The following is a 20,640-nucleotide window of genomic DNA, read 5'->3' as shown; positions in this document are numbered from 1 at the left end:
CCAGTCTCCTTGTTCTAGACGAACAGCGACAACAGCAACACGAACACGATGCCGAAGCTGCCCACCAGTGTTTCCATCATGGTCCATGAGCGGAAGGTGTCCTTCAGCGACAGACCGAAATATTCCTTGAACATCCAGAACGCCGAGTCGTTGACGTGGCTGAACATCAGGCTGCCGGCGCCCACCGCCAGCACCATCAGGTTGGGGTCGACGCCCGAGGTCTGCGTCAGCGGCGCCACCACGCCGGCGGCGGTCACGCCGGCCACCGTGGCCGAGCCGAGGCAGACGCGGATCAGCGTCGCCACCGCCCAGCCCAGCAGCAGCGGCGGCACCGGCAGGCTGGCCAGTTGCGCGCCCAACTGGGCGCTGATGCCGGACTCGGTCAGCACCTGCTTGAGGCCGCCCGCGCCGGCGATGATCAGCAGGATCGGGGCGATTTCGCGCAGCGCCTCCTGCGCCGAGCCCATCACCTGCGCCATGCTCATGCCGCGCCGCAGGCCCAGCACGATCATGCCGACCACGTAGGAGGCCAGCATCACTGTCATCGGATTGGCAAAGAAGGCCAGCGGCGGCGCCAGCGCCGGCCGCCACAGCGTGACCACGGTCAGCGCCGCCAGCAGCGCCACCGGCAGCAGCGCCACGAAAAAGCTGGCGCCGGCGCTGGGCAGTTCATGCTCCGGTTTCGGCTCGCCGCGGAACACCGCCGCCGGCTGGGCGCGGATACGGGTCAGCGTCATGGAAAACAGCGGCCCGGCGATGATCAGCGTCGGGATCGCCACCACCATGCCGTACAGCAGCGTCTTGCCCATGTCGGCGTGCACCGCCGCCACCAGCGCGGTGGGCGACGGGTGCGGCGGCAGGAAGCCGTGGGCGATCGACAGGCCGGCCAGCAGCGGCATGCCGAGCGCCACCGCCGGCCGGCCCGACTGCGCCACCAGCGAAAAGATCAGCGGGATCATCAGCACGAAGCCGACGTTGTAGTACAGCGGCAGCCCGACCACGAAGCCGGTCACCGTCATGGCCACCGGCATGCGGCGCGGCCCCATGGTGTCGATCAGGCTGATGGCGATGCGGCGCGCGGCGCCGCTGTCGGCGATCAGCTTGCCGAACACGGCGCCGACGCAGATCACCACCGTAAGCGAACCCAGCAGGTCGCCGATGCCCTTTTCGATGACGCCGGGGATCTTGGCCGGCGGCATGCCCAGCATCAGCGCGGCGGCCATGGCCGCCACCACGAACGCCAGGAGCGGCTGCACCTTGCCCCAGGCGATCATGATGGTCAGCAGGCCGACCGCCAGCAGTACGGCAAAAATACTCCACACAGCTGGCGCCTCCGTCAGAAGCTGGCGCGCACGCCAACCCGGTAGGTGCGGCCGACCGAGTCATACAGGGCCGGATTCAGGCCCAGGCTGAGGTTGGTCTGCGGCACCAGCACCGGCGCGCGGTCGGCCAGGTTGTCGATCTTGAAGTAAGCCGACACCTGCTTGGTGACGCTGTAGCTGCCGCCAAAGTCGAAGTACACCGCGCCCGGCATGTGGTTGTCGAAGATGGTCGGGTGCGCGGCCGTTGGCAGCGGGCAGTTGGTCTGGCACTCGATATATTCGTTGTTGAATTTACCGGCGCCGATCCAGCGCTCGCTCAGCGTCAGGCCCAGCTTGCCACTGAGCAGGCCATCCCACGACTGCGACACCAGCGCCTTCCACTTCGGCGTGGCGCCGGTCATGTTGCCGGCGCCCTCGCTCGGCGTGGTGCCCGGCACGCCCGGATCCGAGATCGAGTGGATCATGCGCGACGCCAGGCCGCGCAGGGTCACGGTGCCCGGCAGACCGAAGTCCTTCATGTTCTTGCGGTAAGCCAGCTCGAAGTCGACGCCACGGGTGTGCAGCGACGCGAAGTTGAAGCTCTGCGCCAGCACGTAGTTGGTGCCCGCCGGACCGTTGATCGACACCGCCGAGCACACCTGCTGGTTGCCGCCGTAGCACAGGTCGACCTCCTGCTGCGGATTCAGCGAGCTGATCACGTTGTTGACCTTGATATCGTAGTAGTCGACCGAGAAGTTGAAGTTGCGCGCCCAGCTCGGCTGGCTCAGCACCAGGCCGAACGAGTTGTTGCGCGCCACCTCCGGCTTCAGCGCCGGGTTGCCGACGTTGCGCTGCTGGATCTGGACCGACTGGCCCTGGTTGTTGTTGACCGCCTGGTTGGTCACCGTCATGGCGGCAAACAGCTCCGACAGGTTGGGCGCGCGCACGTCGCGCGAGCTCACCGCGCGCAGGCGCAGGCCATCCACCGGGGTCTGCCAGGTGGCACCCAGCTTCCACGCGCGCGCCTTGCCGGCGGTGCTGTACTTCTCCTCGCGGTCGGCGATGTTGAGGTTGGCTTCACCCCAGGTGGCCGACTTCAGGAACGGAATGTTCAGCTCGGCATACGCCTCGCGCACATTGAACGCGCCCTTGCCGTTATGGTAGTTGCCGGCAAACCAGTTGTCGCCGGTGACCGAAAGCGTCGGATCGGCCGGATACGCCGGGCTGTACGGCGACTCGGTGGCCAGGCCGGCGCCGTATGGATCGCCGTGCACCGAGTAGTCCTCGCGCCGCCATTCGGCGCCGAACGCCAGCGAAATCGGGCCGGCCCAGCCTTGCGCCAGCTCACCGTTTATGTTAGCGCTAACAACATTTTGCGACGAATCGGTGTGCTGCATCGGACCGTTGGATGGGGCGATGTAGTTCCAGCCGGCCAGGTTGATCGGCACGTTGCCGAAGATGTTGATCGGCTGGCAGCCGGCGGCGCGCGCGGCGGCGCTGCGGCAGACGATCTGGCCGGTGGCCGGGTCCTTGACGGCGTCGATGGCGAAGTTGTAGCGCGGATTCAGCGTGATGTCGTTCACGTGGATCACGGTGGTGTTTTCGCCGTGCTCGGCGTAGGCGTCATACGACCATTCCTTGCCAAACAGCTCGAACTTGCCGTTGGCGCCGATCACCGCGCGGCGCTGGGTGCGGGTCGGGTGGACGTTGATGTTGGCCGGGAATTCGCCGTTCGAGGTACCCACCGACATCGCGCCGCTCGGGTAGCCGGACACGCAACCCGCCGCCACCGAGGCCGGCAGATAGGCGTTGTCGCAACGGATCGACAGATTGCCCTGCTTGGCCGCGCCCGGATTCGGCGAGAACACCGATTTGACCTGGGCCCAGTTGCCGGTGATGTAGATTTCGTTGTCGGCGTCCAGGTTCCACGAGATGCGGGTGTAGGCCACCTGGCGCTTGAAGTTCATGGCCAGGTTGGTGCCGGCGCCGACGCTGCCGTCGCGGTCGCCACCGATACAGAAGTTGCCGACGCAATCGGTGCCGTACTGGAACGGATATGGCGTGCCGCCCGGACCGAAGGCCGTGCCTTTCAGCGGGCCGTTGACGATCAGGCCGTACTTGGCGTACTGGATGTGCTGGGCGTTGCTGATCATGCGGTAGCGCGGCAGGCCGGCCGCCTGCATGTCCTTGGTCGATTCCTGCAGCGCCGGGTTGTTGTACCAGGTGCGGCCGCCAGCGCCGACCTGGCCGAAGCCGGGCGAGTCGATGCCGTTCTGCTTGGTGAACTCGCCGCTGACGGTGACATGCAGGCGGTCATCCATGAAGCCCTGGCCCCACGCCGCCTGGACGGTGCCGCCCTTGTCGTCGTGGTACTTGGTTTCGCCGGCCGACAAGTTGGTCTTGAAGCCGGTGAACTTCTTGTCGGTGATGAAGTTGACCACGCCGCCGATGGCGTCCGAGCCGTAGGAGGCCGAGGCGCCGCCGGTCACCACGTCCACGCGCTTGACCAGCAGCTGCGGGAACTGGCTGACGTCGGTCACGCCGGTGACGTTGGCGCCGACCACGCGCTGGCCGTCCAGCAGCGTCAGGGTGCGCAGCGTGCCGAGGCCGCGCAGCGACAGCGACGACAGGCCCTGGATGCCGCTGGAGGTGCTGAAGGTGTTGGTGGTGCGGCCGGTGCTGCCCTGCAGTGCCGGCAGTTCGGTCAGCGCGTCGAAGATGTTCGGCTTGGCGGCCTTGTCGATGTCGGCGGACGACAGCGTGGTGGTGGGCGTCGGCTGGGTGAAGCCGCGCGCGGCGATGCGCGAGCCGGACACCACGACGGTGTTGTCGCTGCTCGGCTTGTCCGCGGCCGGCTGCGGCTGCGGTTGCGGCGCGGCCGCCTCGTCCGGCTTGGCCGGTTCCTGCTGGGCATAGCCCGGCGCGGCCAGCACCGCGCAGGCGCCGGCCACGGCCAGCTGCATCAGATTACGTTGAAATGGTGAACGCATATAAATCTCCATTGTTGTTATGTGGTCTGTGGGGGTTGCTACGGTGTTGTTCTGGATGCCCTCCCGTGGTGGTGAATGGATCAGCGCGGCTTGGCCTGCAGGTAGCCATGCATGGTCAGCCAGCGCACATAACTGTCGAACCAGCCGGTGCTGGTGGTCTTTTTCGGATACATGCCGAAGCCGTGGCCGCCCTGCTCGAACAGGTGGAACTCGACCGGCCGCTTGGCGGCGCGCCAGCTGTCGATCAGGCCGTAGCCGCTGTTGGCGAAGAACGGATCGTCGGCGGCCAGCGCCACGAACAGCGGCGGCGCCTCGGCCGGCACGGTGACGGCCGTCAGCGGGCCGTAGATGTTGCCGATGAAGGCCGGCTTGGCATCCTGGCCGTGCAGCGTGGTGGCCATGGTCAGCATGGCGCCGGCCGAAAAGCCCAGCATGCCGACGCGGTCCGGGTCGACGTGCCACTCGGCCGCGCGGGCGCGCACCAGCGCGAAGGCGGCGCGGGCGTCGGCGATCTGCGGCGCGAACTCGGCGGCCGAATCGGCCGACGGCGGCGGCCGCTTGGCGGTGCCGGAGAACATCTCGGCCATGGCGCGGCCGAAGGCGTCCATGTCGGCCGGCGTCTGCACCAGGCGGTACTTCAGCACGAAGGCGGCCACGCCCTTGTCGGCCAGCGCCTTGGCCACTTGCCAGCCCTCGTTTTCCATCGACAGCGTGCGGAAGCCGCCGCCCGGCGCCACGATCACGGCGGCGCCGCTGCCCTTGCCGGCGGCCGGCAGGAACGGCGTCAGCGTGGCCACCGTGACGTTGCGGGCGAACACGCTGTTGTACTGGCTGTGCCAGCTTTCCTGCGTGGTCGCGCCCGGCAGCGGGCCGGTGTTCAGCGTGATCGCGGCCGGCTGGGCCGGCGTGGCGATCGGCGTCATCTTGTCATTCTGCGCCAGGGCGGAGGCGGACAACACGCAGGCCAGGGCCAGCGCGGCGAATCGGGCTTGATACATGAGGTCTCCTTGTTATTTATCGATTGCGACGGTTTGATTCAAGACCAGCGACGCCTGCTGGCCGGCCACGCCGGCGCCCGGCTGGCCCGAGCCCACGCTGAGCTGGTACTGGCCCGGCATCAGCTGGCGCGCGCCATCGCGGTTGACGAAGCTGAGGTCGCGCGGCGTCAGGCGGAAAGTCAGCTGGCGGCGCTCGCCGGCCTTCAGCGTCACGCGCTGGAAGCCGCGCAGCGCCAGCCTGGGCGCGCCCTCGTAGGCCGGCGGCGCCAGGTACAGCTGCGCCACCTCGTCGCCCTCGCGCGCGCCGGTGTTGCTGACTTCGGTGGTGACGACCACGCCGTTTTCCGGCGCGCCATCCACCGGCGCCACGCGCAACGGCGTGTAGCTGAAGCTGGTGTAGCTGAGGCCGGCGCCGAACGGATACACCGGGGTGCCGGCGTAATAGCGGTAGGTGCGGCCGCGCATGCTGTAATCGTCAAACGGCGGCAGGTCGGCCAGGCCGCGGTAGAAAGTCAGCGGCAGGCGTCCGCCCGGATCGGCGCGGCCGGTCAGCACGTTGGCCACCGCCAGGCCGCCAGCCTGGCCCGGATACCAGGCCTCCAGGATGGCGGCGGCGTTGTCCTTGGCCCACGACAGGTCGAGCGCGCTGCCGTTCATCAGCACCACCACCAGCGGCTTGCCGAGCGCCTTGGCGCGCTCCAGCAACTGGCGCTGCTCGGCCGGCAGGTCGAGCGTGGTCTTGTCGCCGCCGGAGAAGCCCTCGGCTTTCACCGCCATCTCCTCGCCCTCCAGGTCCGAGGTCAGGCCGACCACGGCCACCACCACGTCGGCGCCGGCGGTGGCGCGCTGCAGGTCGGCGTCCGGCTCGCTGGAGATGCGCTTCCAGAACAGGCCCGGCACGCCGGAGCCGCCGCTCTCGGCCTCGAAGCGCAGCGGGTAGCGCTGGCCGCGTTCCAGCTTGACGGTGGTCAGCTCCAGCGGCTCGGCCCACTTCGAATACGTGTCGGCCGCTACCGCCGGCTTGCCATCCACCGTCAGCGCGCCCTTGACGCCACTGACGCCGAGGCGGTACATGCCGCTTTCCGGCACGGTCAGGTAGCCGTCCCACACCACCTTGTGGCGGTCGGCGATGGCCTTGAACTGCAGCGCGTGCGCCACCAGGCCGTCCTCGGTACGGGTCATGGCCGGCTTGGCCTCGTACTGCTCGCCGTTGCGGTTGTAGTAGGCGGCGCGCAGGCCGGGCTGGCCGTCCGGCGTGCGCAGCGCCGTGGCCGGCACCGGGTCGCCATCGGTGATCGAGGCGGCCGACGGCGCCACCTGGATGCTGGCCTTGGGCAGCACGCGGCGCAAGCCTTCCAGCACCGACACCGGCGGCGCCGACTGCGTCGACGAATAATTGCCGCGCAGGACGCGGGTGGCGTCGGCCAGCGGCCCGATCACCGCCAGCTTCAGGCCCGGCTTGAGCGGCAGCACGCCGTCGTTCTTCAGCAGCACCAGGCTGCGCGTGGCCGCCTGCAGCGCCAGCGCCTGGTGTCCGGGGGTGTTGATAGCGCTAACTGGAACGGCGTTAACCTGGCGCTGGGTCAGGCCGGCCAGATCGCCGGCGCGGTAGCGCGCCGAAAACAGCCGCACCAGCGCCTGGTCGATGTCGGCCATGCTGATCAGGCCGCGCTGCCAGGCTTCGCGGTAGCGCGCGCTCAGGTTGGGCGTGTCGCCCAGCGTCTTGGTGTTGCACTCGTTGTCGGTGCCGGCCTTCAGCGCCACCGCCACGGCGGCAGCCGGATCGGTGGCGTACTTGTGCTGCTCGGCGATGTCGGTCACGGCGTCGCAATCGGACACCACGTAGCCCTTGAAGCCCCAGGCGCCGCGCAGATGCTCCTTCATCAGCAGCTCGCTGCCGCAGGCCGGCTGGCCGTTGATGCGGTTGTAGGCGCACATGATGGAGCCGGCCTTGGCGTCGACAATGGCGGCGCGGAAGGCCGGCAGGTAGGTGTCCTCCAGGTCGTGGCCGGAGACGAACACATCGGCCACGTGGCGCGTCGATTCCGGCCCGCTGTGCACGGCGAAATGCTTGGGCGTGGCGATCACGTCCGGCAGATCCGGGTTGCTGCCCTGGATGCCGCGGATGAAGGCCACGCCCAGCGCGGCGGTCAGGTGCGGATCTTCGCCGTAGGTTTCCTGCCCCCTGCCCCAGCGCGGGTCGCGGAAGATGTTGATGTTGGGCGACCAGGTATCGAGGCCGGTGCCGATGCGGCCCAGGCGGCCGGTCTGGCGGCCCAGCGTGTGCAGCGCGCGCACCTCGGTGCTGATGGCGGACGCCACCTGCTGCACCAGCGGCGCGTCGAAGCTGGCGGCGAGGCCGATCGGTTCGGGGAAATTGGTGGTCGGCAGCGGCCCCAGCGCGCCGTGCAGCGACTCGGTCCACCAGTTATAAGCGGGAATGCCCAGGCGCGGGATGGCGGGCGCCACGTTCAGCAGCTGGTCGATCTTCTCGTCCAGCGTCAGCTGCGTGACCAGGCTGCGGGCGCGCTGATCGGCGTCGCTGCGCGCATCCGCAGCCTGGACGGCCAGCGGCAACGCCGCCGCCAGGGCGAGTGCCAGCAGGGCCTTATTTTTTCGCATCGATGTCTCCTATTATTCAGGCAAGATGTTTGCGTTAACAATTCATGCCTGTTGGAGCCATCTTACCTTTCGATTAGTAACTAACCAATAATTTTTTTGTTGTAAGCGATAACCGAAACGGTATCAACCACGGCTACACATCGGCGCAGCCGCCTGAATGCTGCGTTACAACATGTTGTAAAAAAGTCGCAGGCGTATCAGGAAATGCCGACTCACTCATGCTTTTTGATACTTGTTTTGATATCAAAAGTAACAAGTATCCATTCACCCGCCCCGAAAATGTTATCGCAAACATTTTTAGTGGCCGTAACATTACACATAACATCAAATCATGGCAGCAGCCCGGCCGCACGGTAGGCGGCCAGCGTGTTGTCGAAGACGCTGACATCATCACAACCGCGCGCCACCAACTGCGCGCCTTCGATCGCCGAGAAGATGGCAAAGGCACGTCCCCTCACCGCCTCGACCGCCATCTTTGGATGGCCCAGCGCCACCACGCGCGCCAGCCAGCCAACGATCTGCTCGGTGAAACGCTCGACTTCCAGCTTCACTTCCGGCGCCAGGCTGGGACGCTCCGCCGCCAGCACGCCGGCCATGCACATGCGGTTTTCGCGCAGCAGGGTGTCGCGGAACACCTCGGCGTATTTGGCCACACAGGTACGCCAGTCCAGGCCCTGCTCCAGCAGATCGTTCAGGTAGGCCATGAATTCTTCGGTGTACTGGCGCGCCAGCGCCGCGCCGAGGTCGCCCTTGGTGGGGAAATAATAGTGAATGCTGGAACTCTTGACGCCAACGGCCTCGGCCAGGTCGCGGAAGCTCAGCGCGTTGTAGCCCTGCGCCTGCACCATCAATCTCGCCGCCATCATCACTTCCTGTTTTTTATCGCTTGCCATAACTGATCCTTAAAAAAATCCACTTGACGCGGCAAAACCGCCGGAATTATTATGCATCTATCGATAGATAGACAAATTCCAGATGCGTCCTTCTATCGTCTATTTTAATCTATCTACCGAGAGGTAGACCTAAAGAAAGCACATGATGAAGATTTACGATACCCCCGGCTTCCCCAATCCCGCCCGCATCCGCATCGTCCTGGCCGAAAAAGGCCTGGAGCAGCTGTTCCAGTTTGTGCCGGTCGACCTGATCGCCGCCGAGCACAAGCAGCCGGCCTTCCTGGCGAAGAACCCGAACGGTGTGGTGCCGGTGCTGGAGCTGGATGACGGCACCTGCATCAGCGAGTGCGTGGCCATCACCGAATACCTGGACAATCTGGACGCCAATCCGGTCCTGACCGGCAAGACCGCGCGCGAAAAAGCCATGATCCACATGATGCAAAAGCGCGCCGACGACTGGATGATCGACGGCATCGGCATCTACTTCCACTACGCCACGCCGGGCCTGGGCGCCGCGCTGCAGCCGTTCAAGGCGCCGGAATGGGCCGGCCGCAAGGAATGGGGCGAGCGCCAGCTGGCCAAGTTCAAGAACGGCCTGAAGTATTTCGATGGTGTGCTGGCGAAGACGCCTTATGTGGCCGGCGACCAGTTTTCGATGGCCGACATCACCGTCTACGCCGCCCTGCTGCACGCCGCCTTCCTCAGCATCACCGTCACCGACGACTACCCGGCGCTGAAAGCCTGGCAAGCCAGGGTGGCCGACCGCCCCAGCGTAAAACACCGCAGCGGCCAGTAAGCAAGAAGGAGTCCCTCGGGACTAATGCCGTTAAGTTAAGCGCGTCGCTCCGGCGAAGGCCGGAGCCCATGGAACGCCAGCGTGCCATATCGCATGCTGTCTATGGATTCCGGCCTGCGCCGGAATGACCGGTCAAACGCTAACTTAACGGCATTAGTCCCTCGGGACTCCTTTTTTTTAGATCACGCCGTCGCCGCGCACATTGGCGATCTGGTCAAACAGGTCTTGCATCAGCGCTGCATGGCTGCGCTCCTTGACGGGGCTGTCCGCCACCCGGCGTACCGCGTCCGGTGCCGGGGCTGTTTCCTCGGCTGATGGCGCGGTCAAGGTCGGCGCGCTCGACAAGTCAAACTGCGCCATCGTCGGCTGAAACTGCAGGGCGAACGACGGCACAAAGGTCGACGGCAGAGGTTTGATGACGTTCATACCATTCTCCCGGCTTGGTCAGGCAGGCAGGACAGGCATCAGTCCCGCAAAGGTGGCGGCTGTGGTGTCGGCCGGCGTCAGCGCGTCGTTGGTGACGGAACCGCCGATGTAGCGCTCGAAGATTTTCCAGCCATCCGGCGTGCGCACCAGACGGTCGCGCATCGGCGAATACAGCCAGATGGCCGGCAGGCCATCGTAGCTGGTCATCACCTGGCCCGCGCCCAGTGCCGGCGCATCCTGCGGCAACGCGTGGCGTACCAGCAGGTTGTGGTAGCGCACCTGCACGCCATCGCCGTCGATATCGACAATATGGTTGGTCGCATGGCGGCTCACGCCGGGAATCAGGTAGGGATAATCGTGCTCGAAGAAGTGGCGGATCTCGGCATGGCCGCTGATGGTGCCGTGAAAGTGGTAGGCCACGGCATCCGGCGTGAAGGCGTCGATCATGCCTTCCACGTCCCAGGTCTCAAACAACCAGTTGACACGGTTGACGAAATCGACGGCGCTGGCGTGGTCGGCGGCGTCCACAGGGCTGACGCGCGCGATGGCGGGAAATGCTTGCATGGGGTTTACTCCTTAAAGGTGCTGCTTGAAAAACGCCGCAGTGCGGGCATTGGCCTGCGTCGCGGCGACGGGGTCGTAATGGCTGCCGCGCGGACGCGCAAACGCGTGGTTGCAGCCGGGGTAGCCATGCAGTTCGATCAGCGGGTTGGCGGCAAAGGCGTCGCGGATGGTGCGTTGCGCTTCCTTGCCGATGTACTCGTCCTCTTCCGCCAGGTGGTAGAGCAAGGGCTTGCCGACGTTGTTGGCTTCCGCCGCATAGTCTTCCGTGCTGCCGCCGTAGTAGGCGACGAAGGCGTCGGCATCGGCGCGGGCGGCGGTCAGGTAGGTCATCAGGCCGCCAAGGCAGTAGCCGGTCACGCCGACCTTGCCGGAAGCGCCGGCCATGGCGCGGGCCGCGCGCACGGTGGCGGCGATATCCGCCACGCCGCGCTGGCGGTCATAAGCGCTGTACAGCGCGAAACCGCGCGCCCAGTCGCCGGCCTGCTGCTCCGACAAACTCAGGCCAGGATCGGCGCGCCAGAACAGGTCCGGCGCGACCGCGATATAGCCCTGCGCCGCGTAACCATCGGCAATCTCGCGGATGCCGGCGTTGACGCCGAAGATTTCCTGCAGCACAACGATGACCGGCGCCGAAGTCAGGCCCGGCGGCCGCGCCACATGGCAGTGGAAGCTGCCGTCGGCAACCTGGATGGTAAGTGTCTCAGTCATGGTGTTCTTTCGATGCGTTGAATGGATCAAGCACGCTGCCCACGCACCGTGCTTGGCGAATAGCCAAAATGGCTTTTGAAGGCCCGGCTGAAGGCGGCCTCCGAGGCGTATCCGCTACGCCCCGCGGCTTGCGTGACCAGCACGCCCTGCGCCAGCATGTCGTGCGCCAGCGTCAGCTTCCAGTGCTGCGCGTATTGCAGCGGCGCCTGCCCCACCGCCGTCGTGAAACGCTCCGCAAACGCCGAGCGCGACATGCCGGCCAATGCCGCCAGCGCCTGCACCGTCCAGGCCCGCTGCGGCTCGGCGTGGATGGCGCGCAGGGCGCGGCCGATGCGCAACTCGGACAGCCCGGCCACCCAGCCCGGATGACGCACCTGAGTTTCGGCCCAACAGCGCAATGCGCGGATCACCAGCAAGTCCACCAGCCGCGACACCATCAGCGCCGAGCCCGGACCACCGCCATGCGCTTCCTGCAACAGGAAACGGGTGATGGCGTCCAGCCACGGCGGCGCCACGGCGCCATTGCCGGGCAGGTGCAGCATCGGCGGCAGCGCGGCCAACACCGCGGCCGCCGCGTCGCCGTCAAAATGGAACTGGCCGCCGATCAGGCGGCAGGCCGCGCCATCCCGCCCCGCGCGCAGCACATGGCGCGTGGCGCCAAAGTGGGCACGGCTGACCAGTTCGATGTCGTCCGCCACCAGCAATGCACCGCTGCTGAGCGCGTGGTCCTGCCGGTGCGGCAGCATCAGCAGGTCGCCACGCCGCAGTGCTACCGGCGGCAGCGGCGCGCGGCCGCTCAGGTGCACCCATGCCGCGCCCTGCTCCACGTAGTAGAAATGCGCGGCGCCGGCCGGGAAGCGCAGCGCCCACGGCGCGCCAAGCTCGGCCCGATAGACGGCGCCGCCGCGCAGCCTTACCTGCGTCAGCACGTGCGACAGCATGTCCACGTCGATCGACGGCACGCCGGCCGATTCGGACGATGGGGCATGAACCAAGGCGTCCGCATCATGGCTGTGCGGGCACGCCGTCCTTATCATGCTGGTCGCCGCGGCAGTTTTTTCTTTCATTTACAGGAATACCTCATGAAACAACTATGGAAACCCATGGGCGCGATCGCGCTCGCCGTGGCGGCGCTGACTGGCGCCGTGTCGCTGTCCGGTTGTGGCGGCAACGACGCTGTCGCCGCCACCACACCCGCACCAATCAAGCCAACCACCGTGGTGCTGGTGCACGGCGCCTGGGCCGACGGCTCCAGCTGGTCGAAAGTGATCCCGCTGCTGCAACAGCGCGGCCTGAAAGTCGTGGCCGTGCAGTTGGCCCGCAAGTCGCTGGCCGACGACGCCGCCACCGTCAGCCGCGCCATCGCCGCGCAGAGCGGCCAGGTGGTGCTGGTCGGCCACTCCTACGGCGGCGCCGTCATCACCGAATCCGGCAACGACGCCAAGGTGGCGGCGCTGGTCTACGTGTCCGCCTTCGCGCCGGGTGATGGCCAGTCGATCAACGACATCACCAAGCCCTTCCCCGCCGGCGCCTGGCAACAAGGCCTGGTGGTCGACAGCGCCGGTTACCTGACGCTGGATGCGGCCACCTTTGCCAGCAGCTTCGCGCCGGATGTGGCGCCAGCCGACCGCACCGTGCTGAGGGCGGTGCAAGGCCCGATCTTCAACCATGTGCTGGACGATAAAATTACCGTCGCCGCATGGAAGACCAAGCCGTCCTGGTGGGTGTATGGCGACGCCGACATCATCATCCCGGGTGCCTTCCAGCAGGCGGAGGCGGCACAGATCAAGGCCCGCGTCAGCGCCATCGGCGGCGCCAGCCACGTGGCGCTGATCTCCCATCCCGCCGACGTCGCCAGCAGCATCCTGGGCGCCGTCAGCAGCGTCGGCGGGCTGTAACATCAGGAACGCAGGAAGGCCAGCAGATCGCTGTTCAGTTGGTCTTTCTGCGTGATCAGCAGACCGTGCGAGCCGCCCTCGTAGACCTTGAGGGTGGCGTTGCGCACCAGTTGCGCCGACAGCTTGCCGGAGATTTCGAATGGCACGATCTGGTCGTCGTTGCCGTGCACCACCAGCGTCGGCACGGTGATTTTCTTCAGGTCGGCGCGAAAGTCGGTTTCCGAAAACGCGGTGATGGCGTGATACGCCGCCAGCACGCCGGTATTCATGCCCTGGCGCCAGTAATCGTCACGCACGCCTTCCGACACCTTGGCGCCGGCGCGGTTGTAGCTGTAGTACGGCATGGTCACATCCTTGTTCCACTGCGAACGATCGGCCTGCACGGCGGCGCGGAAGGTGTCGAACAGCGCTTTCGGCGCACCGCCCGGATTGTCCGGCGTTTGCAGCAGGAATGGCGTCACCGCCGCCACCAGCGCCACCTTGGCCACGCGCTGTTCACCGTGACGGCCGATATAGCGCGCCACTTCGCCCCCGCCCATCGAGTGTCCGACCAGCGTGACCTGTTTCAGGTTGAGCGCGTTGATCAGCGCCGCCAGGTCGTCGGCGAAGGTGTCGTAGTCATAGCCGCCGGCAGGCTGGCTGGAACGGCCGAAGCCGCGGCGGTCGAAGGCGATCACGCGGAAGCCTTGCTGCATCAGGAACAGCATCTGGTATTCCCAGGCGTCCGCCGACAGTGGATAGCCGTGGCTGAACACCACCGCCGGGCCGCTGCCCCAGTCCTTGTAATAGAGCGTGGTGCCGTCGTTCAGCGTCAGCGTGCTGGACGTCAGACGCGCCGCGCCGGCGGCTTTGGCCGGCGCCGCCTCGGCGGGCTGAACGGCTGCGGCCAGGCCGCTGATGGCGGCCATGCCGGCCAGGGAGCCGAGCAGCGCGCGGCGGGAAGTAGTGTTGGGTTTGATCGTCATGATAATCCTAAAAAAATTTAACTATCTATCGATAGATAGATTGATTGAATAGTAAAACAGCGTCCTTGCCGCTGTCAAGCGACAAGCCGCACTGCTGGCGTGGTTAGTGGATTAAGGCTTCTGGCTCCAGGCGGCCAACCGCTGGCGCAACGCCGCCGCTTCGGGTGTGCCGACGCCGGCTTCAAATTCCGCCTGGGCGTCCTGCCAATGCTGATGCGCGCGCTGGTAGATGGCGCGTCCCTCCGCCGTCAGCGACAGCAGCAGCTTGCGGGGATAGGCGGGGTCCGGCTGCTGCGTCACGTAGCCATCGCGCGTCAGCGGTTGCAGCGCGCGCACCATGCTGGTCCGGTCCATCACCAGCACATCGGCCAGCTCCTGCACCGGCACCCCGGCCTGCCCCTGGATGGCGGCCAGGATGCTGAACTGTGACGAGCTCAGGCCGGTGGGCGCGAGATGGCGGTCATACAGCGCGGAAATCGCGCGCGCGGCCTGGCGCACGGCGAGGCAATTGCAATCCGAAATGGCGAGCGGCTTGGTCATGAGAGCTTCGATCTAAGGCGTTTGTTTGCAAGTGTACCGCAGGCGGGAGACAGGCGCCGCCTGTCCCCGCCCCGCGCTACCCGGTGGTCAGCTGCGCGGCGCTTCCCAGCCGCCACCCAGCGCGCGTATCAGCGCCACGGTGGTGATGGCGCGGTTGCCGCGCAGCTGCACGGCGGTCCGCTCGACGGTGGCCAGGTTGCGTTCCGCGTCCAGCAATTCCAGGTAGCTGGAACGGCCGGCGTCGTACAGCTTGTGCGCCAGCTCGGCCGAGCGGCGCGCCGACACCAGCGCGTCCTCGATCTGCGCCGACTGGCCGTGCAGGATGCGCAGGCCGGCCAGGTTGTCCTCGACCTCGGCGAACGCCGTCAGCACGCTCTGGCGGTAGGCGGCCACGGCTTCCTCCAGCGCCGCCTCGCTGCGCGCGACGTTGGCGCGCCGCCTGCCGCCGTCGATCACCGGCGCCGACAGCAGCGCGCCCAGCACCCACGAACGGCCGGTCATGCTCAGCACGTCCGGGAAGTTGCCGGCCACGCCGCCGCCGGCCGCGTTGATGTTCAACGCCGGGAACATGGCCGAACGCGCCACGCCGATGCGGGCGTTGGCCGCTTCCATGGCGCGCTGCGCTGCGGCGATGTCGGGACGGCGCTCCAGCAGCGTGGACGGCAGGCCGGCCGGAATCGACGGCAGGCGCCCCTGGTCGGGCAAGGGACTGGCGCCGGCGGTGTAACTGGCGGCCGGCTTGCCCAGCAGCACCGCCAGTGCGTGCTCGGTGGTGGCGCGCAGCTGTTGCAGGCCGATGGCCTCCGCCCGCGTGGTCGACAACTCGGTCAGCGCGCGCGCCAGGTCGAATTCGCCAATGTCGCCGAGGTCGAAACGGCGCTGGTTGACCTTGACGTTTTCCTCGCGCGTCTGCACCGTGCGGGCCAGGGTTTCCAGCTCGGCGTCGGTGGCGCGCAGGCGGAAGTAGTGCTGCGCCACGTCGGCCTGCAAGGTCAGCTGCACCGAGCGGTAGCTGGCTTCGGCCGTGTCGGCGTCGGCGGTGGCGGCCGCCACGTTCGACGCGACGCGGCCGAACAGGTCGACCTCGTAGCTGGCTGTCAGGCGGGCACGGTAGGTGGTCTGCGGCGCGACCGGCGTACCGGCCGGCAGTCCCAGTTCCGCCGGCGCGGTGCGGGCGCGCTGGGCGCCGGCCGCCAGATCCACCTGCGGCACGCGGTCGGCTTCGGCGATGCCGGCGATGGCGCGTGCCTGCTTGACACGCGCCGCCGCCAACGCCAGATTGGCGTTGTTGCGCGTGGCCTCGTCGATCAGCGCATCCAGTGCCGGGTCGCCGAACGCGCGCCACCACTCGCCGCGCGGCTGCCGCTCGGCCGGACGGGCGGCCACCCAGCGGCTGCCGTCTTGCGCCGTCTGCACCGGCGCTTCCTTGAACGCACCGGGCATCTCGATCACCGGTTGCCTGAAATCCGGCGCAGCGCAGCCGGCCAGCAAGGCCGCCAGCAATATCATGGTTGGTGCGCGCATCTCAATGGCCCTCCACCGGATGGGCAACGGCGTGCGGCACGGGCTTGTGCCGCTCCAGCCGCAGCGCCAGCTTGCGCACCAGCACATAGAACACCGGCGTCAGGAACAGGCCGAAGAAGGTTACGCCCAGCATGCCGGCAAACACCGCCACGCCCATCGCATGACGCATCTCCGAACCGGCGCCGTGCGAGAACACCAGCGGCAGCACGCCCATGATGAAGGCAATCGACGTCATCAGGATAGGACGCAGGCGCAGGCGGCACGCTTCCAGGGCGGCCTCCACCACGCCACGGCCGTGGTGTTCCAGTTCCCGCGCGAACTCGACGATCAGGATGGCGTTCTTAGACGCCAGCCCCACCAGCACGAACAGCGCGATCTGCGTGAAGATGTTGTTGTCACCCGCGCTCAGCTTCACGCCCAGCAGCGCGCTCATGATCGACATCGGCACGATCAGGATCACCGCCAGCGGCAACGTCCAGCTTTCGTACTGCGCGGCCAGCACCAGGAAGACCAGCAGCACGCACAGCGGGAACACATAGATCAGCGTGTTGCCGGCAATGGTGTCCTGGTAGGTCAGCTCGGTCCATTCATAGCTGACGCCCTTGGGCAGCACCTCCGCCGCCAGGCGCTCCAGCGCCGCTTGCGCCTGGCCGCTGGAATAGCCCGGGGCCGGACCGGCATTCAGGTCGGCCGCCAGGTAGGCGTTGTAGTGCTGCACGCGATCCGGGCCGTAGCTATCGCTCATCCGCATCAGCGACGACAGCGGTATCATTTCGCCCTTGTCGTTGCGCACCTTCATCTGGCCGATGTCTTCCACCCGCGAGCGGAAGCGCGCATCCGCCTGTACCCGCACCTGGTAGGTGCGGCCGAACTGGTTGAAGTCGTTCACGTACAGCGAACCGAGATTGATCTGCAAGGTCTGGTAGATGGTTTGCAGCGGTACGCCGAGTTGCTTGGCGCGGTCGCGGTCGATGTCGGCGTACAGCTGCGGCACATTGATCTGGTAGCCCGAGAACACGCCCGCCAGCTCCGGCGTGGCGCGCGCCTTGTCCACCAGTGCCTGCGTGGCTTTATACAACTCGTCGTAACCGACGTTGCCGCGGTCCTCGATCATCATCTTCAGGCCGCCGATGGTGCCGAGGCCATTGACCGGCGGCGGCGGGAACACCATCACGAACGCATCCTGAATGGCGCCGGCGCGTTTGTTGATTTCGCCGGCGATGCCCGGCGCGCTGACTTCCGGCGTATTGCGCGTTTCCGGCGCCAGTTCGCCCACAAAGACGATGCCGGCGTTCGGCGCGTTGGTCAGGTCGTTGACCGACAGCCCGGGGAACGCCACCGTGTTGCGCGCGCCCGGCACGCCCAGCGCGATGTCGGCGGTGCGGCGGATGACGGCGTCCGTACGGTCCAGCGCGGCCGCTTCCGGCAACTGCGCGAAGCCGACCAGATAGCCCTTGTCCTGCGACGGCACAAAGCCCGGCGGCACCAGCTTGAACAGCAGCGCCGCCAGCGCCACCAGCACCAGGTAGAAGCCGACCGACAGCGTCTTGTGGCTCAGCACGCCCTTGACGCCGCCCTCGTAGCGCTGCGAGCTGCGGCCGAAAAAGTCGTTAAACCAGCGGAAAAAGCGGCCGAACAGCTGGTCCATCACGCGGGTCAGCGCATCCTTCGGCGCGTCGTGCGGCCGCAGCAGCGCGGCGGCCAGCGCCGGCGCCAGCGTCAGCGAGCTGAAGGCGGAGATCACGGTCGAAATCGCGATCGTCAGCGCGAACTGGCGATAGAACTGGCCGGTCAGGCCGGCAACAAACGCGATCGGCACAAATACCGCGCACAGCACCAGTGCGATCGCGATGATCGGCCCGCTGACCTCTTTCATCGCCTGCACCGTGGCGGCGCGCGGCGACAACCCGGCCGAGATATTGCGCTCGACGTTCTCCACCACCACGATGGCGTCGTCCACCACGATGCCGATCGCCAGCACCAGTCCGAACAAGGTCAGCGTGTTGATCGAGAAGCCAAACGCCAGCATGACGGCAAACGTCCCCACCACCGACACCGGCACCGCCAGCAGCGGAATGATCGACGCGCGCCAGGTTTGCAGGAACACGATCACCACCAGCACCACCAGCGCGATCGCTTCAAACAGCGTGTGGATGACCGCCTTGATCGAGTCGCGCACGAACATGGTCGGGTCATAGGCGACGCTGTATTCGACGCCGCGCGGGAAGTCCTTGCTCAGCTCCGCCATGCGGGCGCGCACGTCGGCCGACAGTTGCAGGTCGTTGGAGCCAGGCGAGGCGAAGATCGCCAGCGCGGCGGCCGGCTTGTTGTCCAGCAGCGCGCGCAGCGCATACGAGCCGGAACCGAGCTCGATGCGCGCCACGTCGCGCAGCCGCGTCAGCGCGCCGTCCGCGTTGGTGCGGATGATGATGTTGCCAAAGTCTTCCTCGCTCTTCAACCGTCCCTTGGTATTGACGCTGAGCTGGAAGTCGGCGTTGCGCGTCGGCGAGCCGCCCACCACGCCGGCCGCCACCTGCACGTTCTGTTCGCGGATGGCGTTGGCGATGTCGCCGGCGGTCAGGCCGCGCTGCGCGACTTTCTGCGGATCGAGCCAGACGCGCATGGCGTAGTCGCCCGAACCGAGGATCTGCACATCGCCCATGCCGGGAATGCGCGCCAGCTGGTCCTTGACGTTGAGCACCGCATAGTTGCGCAGGTACAGATCGTCATACGAGGAATCCGGCGACACCAGGTGCACCACCATGGTCAGGTTGGGCGAAGTCTTGACGGTGGTGACGCCGATCTGGCGCACCTCCTCCGGCAGGCGCGGCAAGGCGCGCTGCACGCGGTTCTGCACCTCGGTCTCGGCCTGCTGCACATTGGTGCCGATGGCGAACGTGACGGTCAGCTTGAGCGCGCCGTCCGAGGTGTTTTGCGAGGACATGTAAATCATGTGCTCGACGCCGTTGATCTGCTCCTCCAGCGGCGCCGCCACCGTTTCGGCGATCACCTTGGGATTGGCGCCCGGATACTGGGCGCTGACCACCACCGACGGCGGCACCACATTGGGGTACTCGGAGATCGGCAGCTGGAAAATCGCAATCAGGCCGGCGACGAAGATAATGATCGACAGCACCGCCGCGAAGATCGGCTTGTCGACAAAAAAGCGCGAGAAGTTCATGGCCGGCTTCCTTTGCCGGCGGACGCCAGCTTGACGTCGGCGGCGTCCATCGCCACCACTTGCGGCGCCAGCAGCGCGCCCGGATGCACGCGCTGCAAGCCGTTGACCACGATAGTCTCGCCCGCCTTGAGGCCGGAGCGCACGATGCGCAGGCCGCCGCTGGTGGCGCCCAGCGTCACCTGGCGGTATTCGGCCTTGTTGTCCTTGCCGACCACGTAGACGAACTTGCGGCTCTGGTCGGTGCTGATGGCCTGGTCGTTGATCAGCACCGCCTTGTGGCCGTCGGTGGCGCCGCTGTCCACCTGCACGCGGGCGAACAGGCCGGGAGCCAGCAGGTTGTCGGTATTGGCGAAGACGGCGCGCATGCGCACCGCGCCGCTGCCGGCGTCCAGCTGGTTGTCGACGAATTCCAGGCGGCCCTCGTGCGGGAAGCCCGCCTCGCTGGCCAGGCCGATGCGCACCTTGACCTGTTCGTTGCGGCGCGCGCGGGCGCCGACCTGCAGATAGGTTTCCTCGTCGCCATCAAAGCTCGCATAGATGCGCTCGTCCGATACCACCGAGGTCAGCACGGCGGTCTGATCGACCAGGTTGCCGACCGTGATCTCGGCCTTGCTGACCCGGCCATCGATCGGCGCAGTCACTTGCGTGTAGCCCAGGTTCAGCCGCGCCGTTTCGTACTGCGCGGCGGCGGCATGGGCGTTGGCGTCCAGTTCCTTCAGCGCAGAGGCGCGCTCGTCGTATTCGCGCTGGGCGATGGCGCGATCGGCCAGCAGCTTCTCTGCGCGCTTCAGTTCCAGCTTGGCCAGTTCGGCCTTGGCGCTGGCGGCCAGCGCGGCCGCCTGTGCGCGGCTGGCTTCGGCCGCGAACGGACGCGGATCAATGACGAACAGCAGTTGGCCCTTGCGGACCCTGCTGCCCGGCGTGAAGTGGACCGAAGTGATGTAACCGGCCACACGGGCGCGGATGTCGACCCGTTCGATCGACTCCATGCGACCGGAGAACTCTTGCGTCAGCGTGATATTGCGCTCGACGGCGGCGGCGGCCGTCACCGGCGCGCCCGGCGCGGTGGCCGTGGCATTGTTGCTGTGAGCGTTGCCGCAGCCGCCAAACGCCAGCGCGGCCAGGCCGCCGGCGAGCAGCGCGGGCGCCAGCACCCGCAATTTGCCGAAATCTGAATTTTTCATGTGAATTAAGTGTGCAATTACACACATGCTGGGTAAAATAAAGCCTCTTG

16 protein-coding genes are annotated in these 20,640 nt (G+C 66.8%); 2 read left to right on the top strand and 14 right to left on the bottom strand.

Features of this window, described 5'->3' with window-relative positions; genetic code table 11:
* Nucleotides 1–14: 14 nt before the first annotated feature.
* From FHW58_RS03100 to FHW58_RS03080, 5 genes are all read right to left on the bottom strand, one after another.
* On the bottom strand, nucleotides 15–1,322 hold the full coding sequence (locus FHW58_RS03100; protein WP_179671597.1) for a gluconate:H+ symporter: 1,308 nt from the start codon (nucleotides 1,320–1,322) through the stop codon (nucleotides 15–17).
* A 14-nt stretch (nucleotides 1,323–1,336) separates the two neighbouring features.
* Nucleotides 1,337–4,291 carry a TonB-dependent receptor domain-containing protein gene (locus FHW58_RS03095; protein WP_229265031.1) on the bottom strand — a complete coding sequence of 985 codons (2,955 nt, stop codon included), beginning with the start codon at nucleotides 4,289–4,291 and terminating at the stop codon, nucleotides 1,337–1,339.
* An 80-nt stretch (nucleotides 4,292–4,371) separates the two neighbouring features.
* Nucleotides 4,372–5,289: an alpha/beta hydrolase gene (locus FHW58_RS03090; RefSeq protein ID WP_179671596.1), complete on the bottom strand. Its 918-nt coding sequence runs from the start codon at nucleotides 5,287–5,289 to the stop codon at nucleotides 4,372–4,374.
* Between the two features lie 12 nt (nucleotides 5,290–5,301).
* A complete protein-coding gene (locus FHW58_RS03085; protein ID WP_179671595.1) occupies nucleotides 5,302–7,911 on the bottom strand; it encodes a glycoside hydrolase family 3 C-terminal domain-containing protein in 2,610 nt (869 codons plus the stop codon).
* 329 nt (nucleotides 7,912–8,240) lie between these two features.
* The gene (locus FHW58_RS03080) at nucleotides 8,241–8,804 is read right to left on the bottom strand and encodes a TetR/AcrR family transcriptional regulator (protein WP_179671594.1); all 564 of its coding nucleotides are present in this window, start codon (nucleotides 8,802–8,804) and stop codon (nucleotides 8,241–8,243) included.
* Nucleotides 8,805–8,949: 145 nt separating this feature from the next.
* Between FHW58_RS03080 and FHW58_RS03075 the strand changes: the two genes are divergently transcribed.
* Nucleotides 8,950–9,600, top strand: a complete 651-nt coding sequence (locus FHW58_RS03075) for a glutathione S-transferase family protein (RefSeq protein ID WP_179673249.1) — start codon at nucleotides 8,950–8,952, stop codon at nucleotides 9,598–9,600.
* Nucleotides 9,601–9,777: 177 nt separating this feature from the next.
* Here the strand turns inward: FHW58_RS03075 and FHW58_RS03070 are convergent, their stop codons facing one another.
* Genes FHW58_RS03070 through FHW58_RS03055 form a run of 4 tightly spaced genes read right to left on the bottom strand, consistent with a single transcriptional unit; the run spans nucleotide 9,778 to nucleotide 12,293 of the window.
* Nucleotides 9,778–10,026, bottom strand: coding sequence for a hypothetical protein (locus FHW58_RS03070; RefSeq protein WP_179671593.1), 249 nt, complete (start codon nucleotides 10,024–10,026; stop codon nucleotides 9,778–9,780).
* An 18-nt stretch (nucleotides 10,027–10,044) separates the two neighbouring features.
* Nucleotides 10,045–10,590: a nuclear transport factor 2 family protein gene (locus FHW58_RS03065; protein ID WP_179671592.1), complete on the bottom strand. Its 546-nt coding sequence runs from the start codon at nucleotides 10,588–10,590 to the stop codon at nucleotides 10,045–10,047.
* 12 nt (nucleotides 10,591–10,602) lie between these two features.
* The gene (locus tag FHW58_RS03060) at nucleotides 10,603–11,298 is read right to left on the bottom strand and encodes a dienelactone hydrolase family protein (RefSeq protein ID WP_179671591.1); all 696 of its coding nucleotides are present in this window, start codon (nucleotides 11,296–11,298) and stop codon (nucleotides 10,603–10,605) included.
* Nucleotides 11,299–11,324: 26 nt separating this feature from the next.
* Nucleotides 11,325–12,293, bottom strand: a complete 969-nt coding sequence (locus FHW58_RS03055; RefSeq protein WP_179671590.1) for an AraC family transcriptional regulator — start codon at nucleotides 12,291–12,293, stop codon at nucleotides 11,325–11,327.
* A gap of 87 nt (nucleotides 12,294–12,380) precedes the next feature.
* On the opposite strand from FHW58_RS03055, the gene FHW58_RS03050 reads away from it, so the two are divergent.
* The gene (locus FHW58_RS03050; RefSeq protein ID WP_229265030.1) at nucleotides 12,381–13,196 is read left to right on the top strand and encodes an alpha/beta fold hydrolase; all 816 of its coding nucleotides are present in this window, start codon (nucleotides 12,381–12,383) and stop codon (nucleotides 13,194–13,196) included.
* Nucleotides 13,197–13,198: 2 nt separating this feature from the next.
* Here FHW58_RS03050 and FHW58_RS03045 read toward each other — a convergent pair whose 3' ends face one another.
* The 5 genes from FHW58_RS03045 to FHW58_RS03025 all read right to left on the bottom strand — a co-directional run bounded on the left by FHW58_RS03045 (nucleotide 13,199) and on the right by FHW58_RS03025 (nucleotide 20,590).
* Nucleotides 13,199–14,161: an alpha/beta fold hydrolase gene (locus tag FHW58_RS03045; protein WP_179671589.1), complete on the bottom strand. Its 963-nt coding sequence runs from the start codon at nucleotides 14,159–14,161 to the stop codon at nucleotides 13,199–13,201.
* A gap of 111 nt (nucleotides 14,162–14,272) precedes the next feature.
* Nucleotides 14,273–14,701, bottom strand: a complete 429-nt coding sequence (locus FHW58_RS03040) for a MarR family winged helix-turn-helix transcriptional regulator (protein WP_179671588.1) — start codon at nucleotides 14,699–14,701, stop codon at nucleotides 14,273–14,275.
* A gap of 87 nt (nucleotides 14,702–14,788) precedes the next feature.
* On the bottom strand, nucleotides 14,789–16,225 hold the full coding sequence (locus FHW58_RS03035) for an efflux transporter outer membrane subunit (RefSeq protein WP_179671587.1): 1,437 nt from the start codon (nucleotides 16,223–16,225) through the stop codon (nucleotides 14,789–14,791).
* Between the two features lies 1 nt (nucleotide 16,226).
* Entirely contained in the window at nucleotides 16,227–19,406 is a 3,180-nt protein-coding gene (locus FHW58_RS03030; protein ID WP_179671586.1) for an efflux RND transporter permease subunit, read from the bottom strand.
* Nucleotides 19,403–20,590 (bottom strand): efflux RND transporter periplasmic adaptor subunit, encoded by a 1,188-nt coding sequence (locus tag FHW58_RS03025; RefSeq protein ID WP_179671585.1) that lies wholly within the window; start codon nucleotides 20,588–20,590, stop codon nucleotides 19,403–19,405. Before FHW58_RS03025 ends, FHW58_RS03030 begins: the two co-directional genes overlap by 4 nt.
* Between the last annotated feature and the right edge of the window lie 50 nt (nucleotides 20,591–20,640).

This window comes from Duganella sp. 1224 (assembly GCF_013408245.1).
In the GTDB taxonomy this organism is placed as follows: domain Bacteria; phylum Pseudomonadota; class Gammaproteobacteria; order Burkholderiales; family Burkholderiaceae_D; genus Rugamonas.
The sequence above is the reverse complement of the archived record's forward strand: the minus strand, read 5'-3'. Positions and strand labels throughout refer to the sequence as shown.

What these genes read in the sequence shown, in the direction of transcription:
- FHW58_RS03095 (WP_229265031.1), bottom strand. Translation starts at nt 4,291, where the DNA reads ATGCGTTCACCATTTCAACGTAATCTGATGCAGCTGGCCGTGGCCGGC.
- FHW58_RS03090 (WP_179671596.1), bottom strand. Translation starts at nt 5,289, where the DNA reads ATGTATCAAGCCCGATTCGCCGCGCTGGCCCTGGCCTGCGTGTTGTCC.
- FHW58_RS03085 (WP_179671595.1), bottom strand. Translation starts at nt 7,911, where the DNA reads ATGCGAAAAAATAAGGCCCTGCTGGCACTCGCCCTGGCGGCGGCGTTG.
- FHW58_RS03080 (WP_179671594.1), bottom strand. Translation starts at nt 8,804, where the DNA reads ATGGCAAGCGATAAAAAACAGGAAGTGATGATGGCGGCGAGATTGATG.
- FHW58_RS03075 (WP_179673249.1), top strand. Translation starts at nt 8,950, where the DNA reads ATGAAGATTTACGATACCCCCGGCTTCCCCAATCCCGCCCGCATCCGC.
- FHW58_RS03070 (WP_179671593.1), bottom strand. Translation starts at nt 10,026, where the DNA reads ATGAACGTCATCAAACCTCTGCCGTCGACCTTTGTGCCGTCGTTCGCC.
- FHW58_RS03065 (WP_179671592.1), bottom strand. Translation starts at nt 10,590, where the DNA reads ATGCAAGCATTTCCCGCCATCGCGCGCGTCAGCCCTGTGGACGCCGCC.
- FHW58_RS03060 (WP_179671591.1), bottom strand. Translation starts at nt 11,298, where the DNA reads ATGACTGAGACACTTACCATCCAGGTTGCCGACGGCAGCTTCCACTGC.
- FHW58_RS03050 (WP_229265030.1), top strand. Translation starts at nt 12,381, where the DNA reads ATGAAACAACTATGGAAACCCATGGGCGCGATCGCGCTCGCCGTGGCG.
- FHW58_RS03045 (WP_179671589.1), bottom strand. Translation starts at nt 14,161, where the DNA reads ATGACGATCAAACCCAACACTACTTCCCGCCGCGCGCTGCTCGGCTCC.
- FHW58_RS03040 (WP_179671588.1), bottom strand. Translation starts at nt 14,701, where the DNA reads ATGACCAAGCCGCTCGCCATTTCGGATTGCAATTGCCTCGCCGTGCGC.
- FHW58_RS03035 (WP_179671587.1), bottom strand. Translation starts at nt 16,225, where the DNA reads ATGCGCGCACCAACCATGATATTGCTGGCGGCCTTGCTGGCCGGCTGC.
- FHW58_RS03030 (WP_179671586.1), bottom strand. Translation starts at nt 19,406, where the DNA reads ATGAACTTCTCGCGCTTTTTTGTCGACAAGCCGATCTTCGCGGCGGTG.
- FHW58_RS03025 (WP_179671585.1), bottom strand. Translation starts at nt 20,590, where the DNA reads ATGAAAAATTCAGATTTCGGCAAATTGCGGGTGCTGGCGCCCGCGCTG.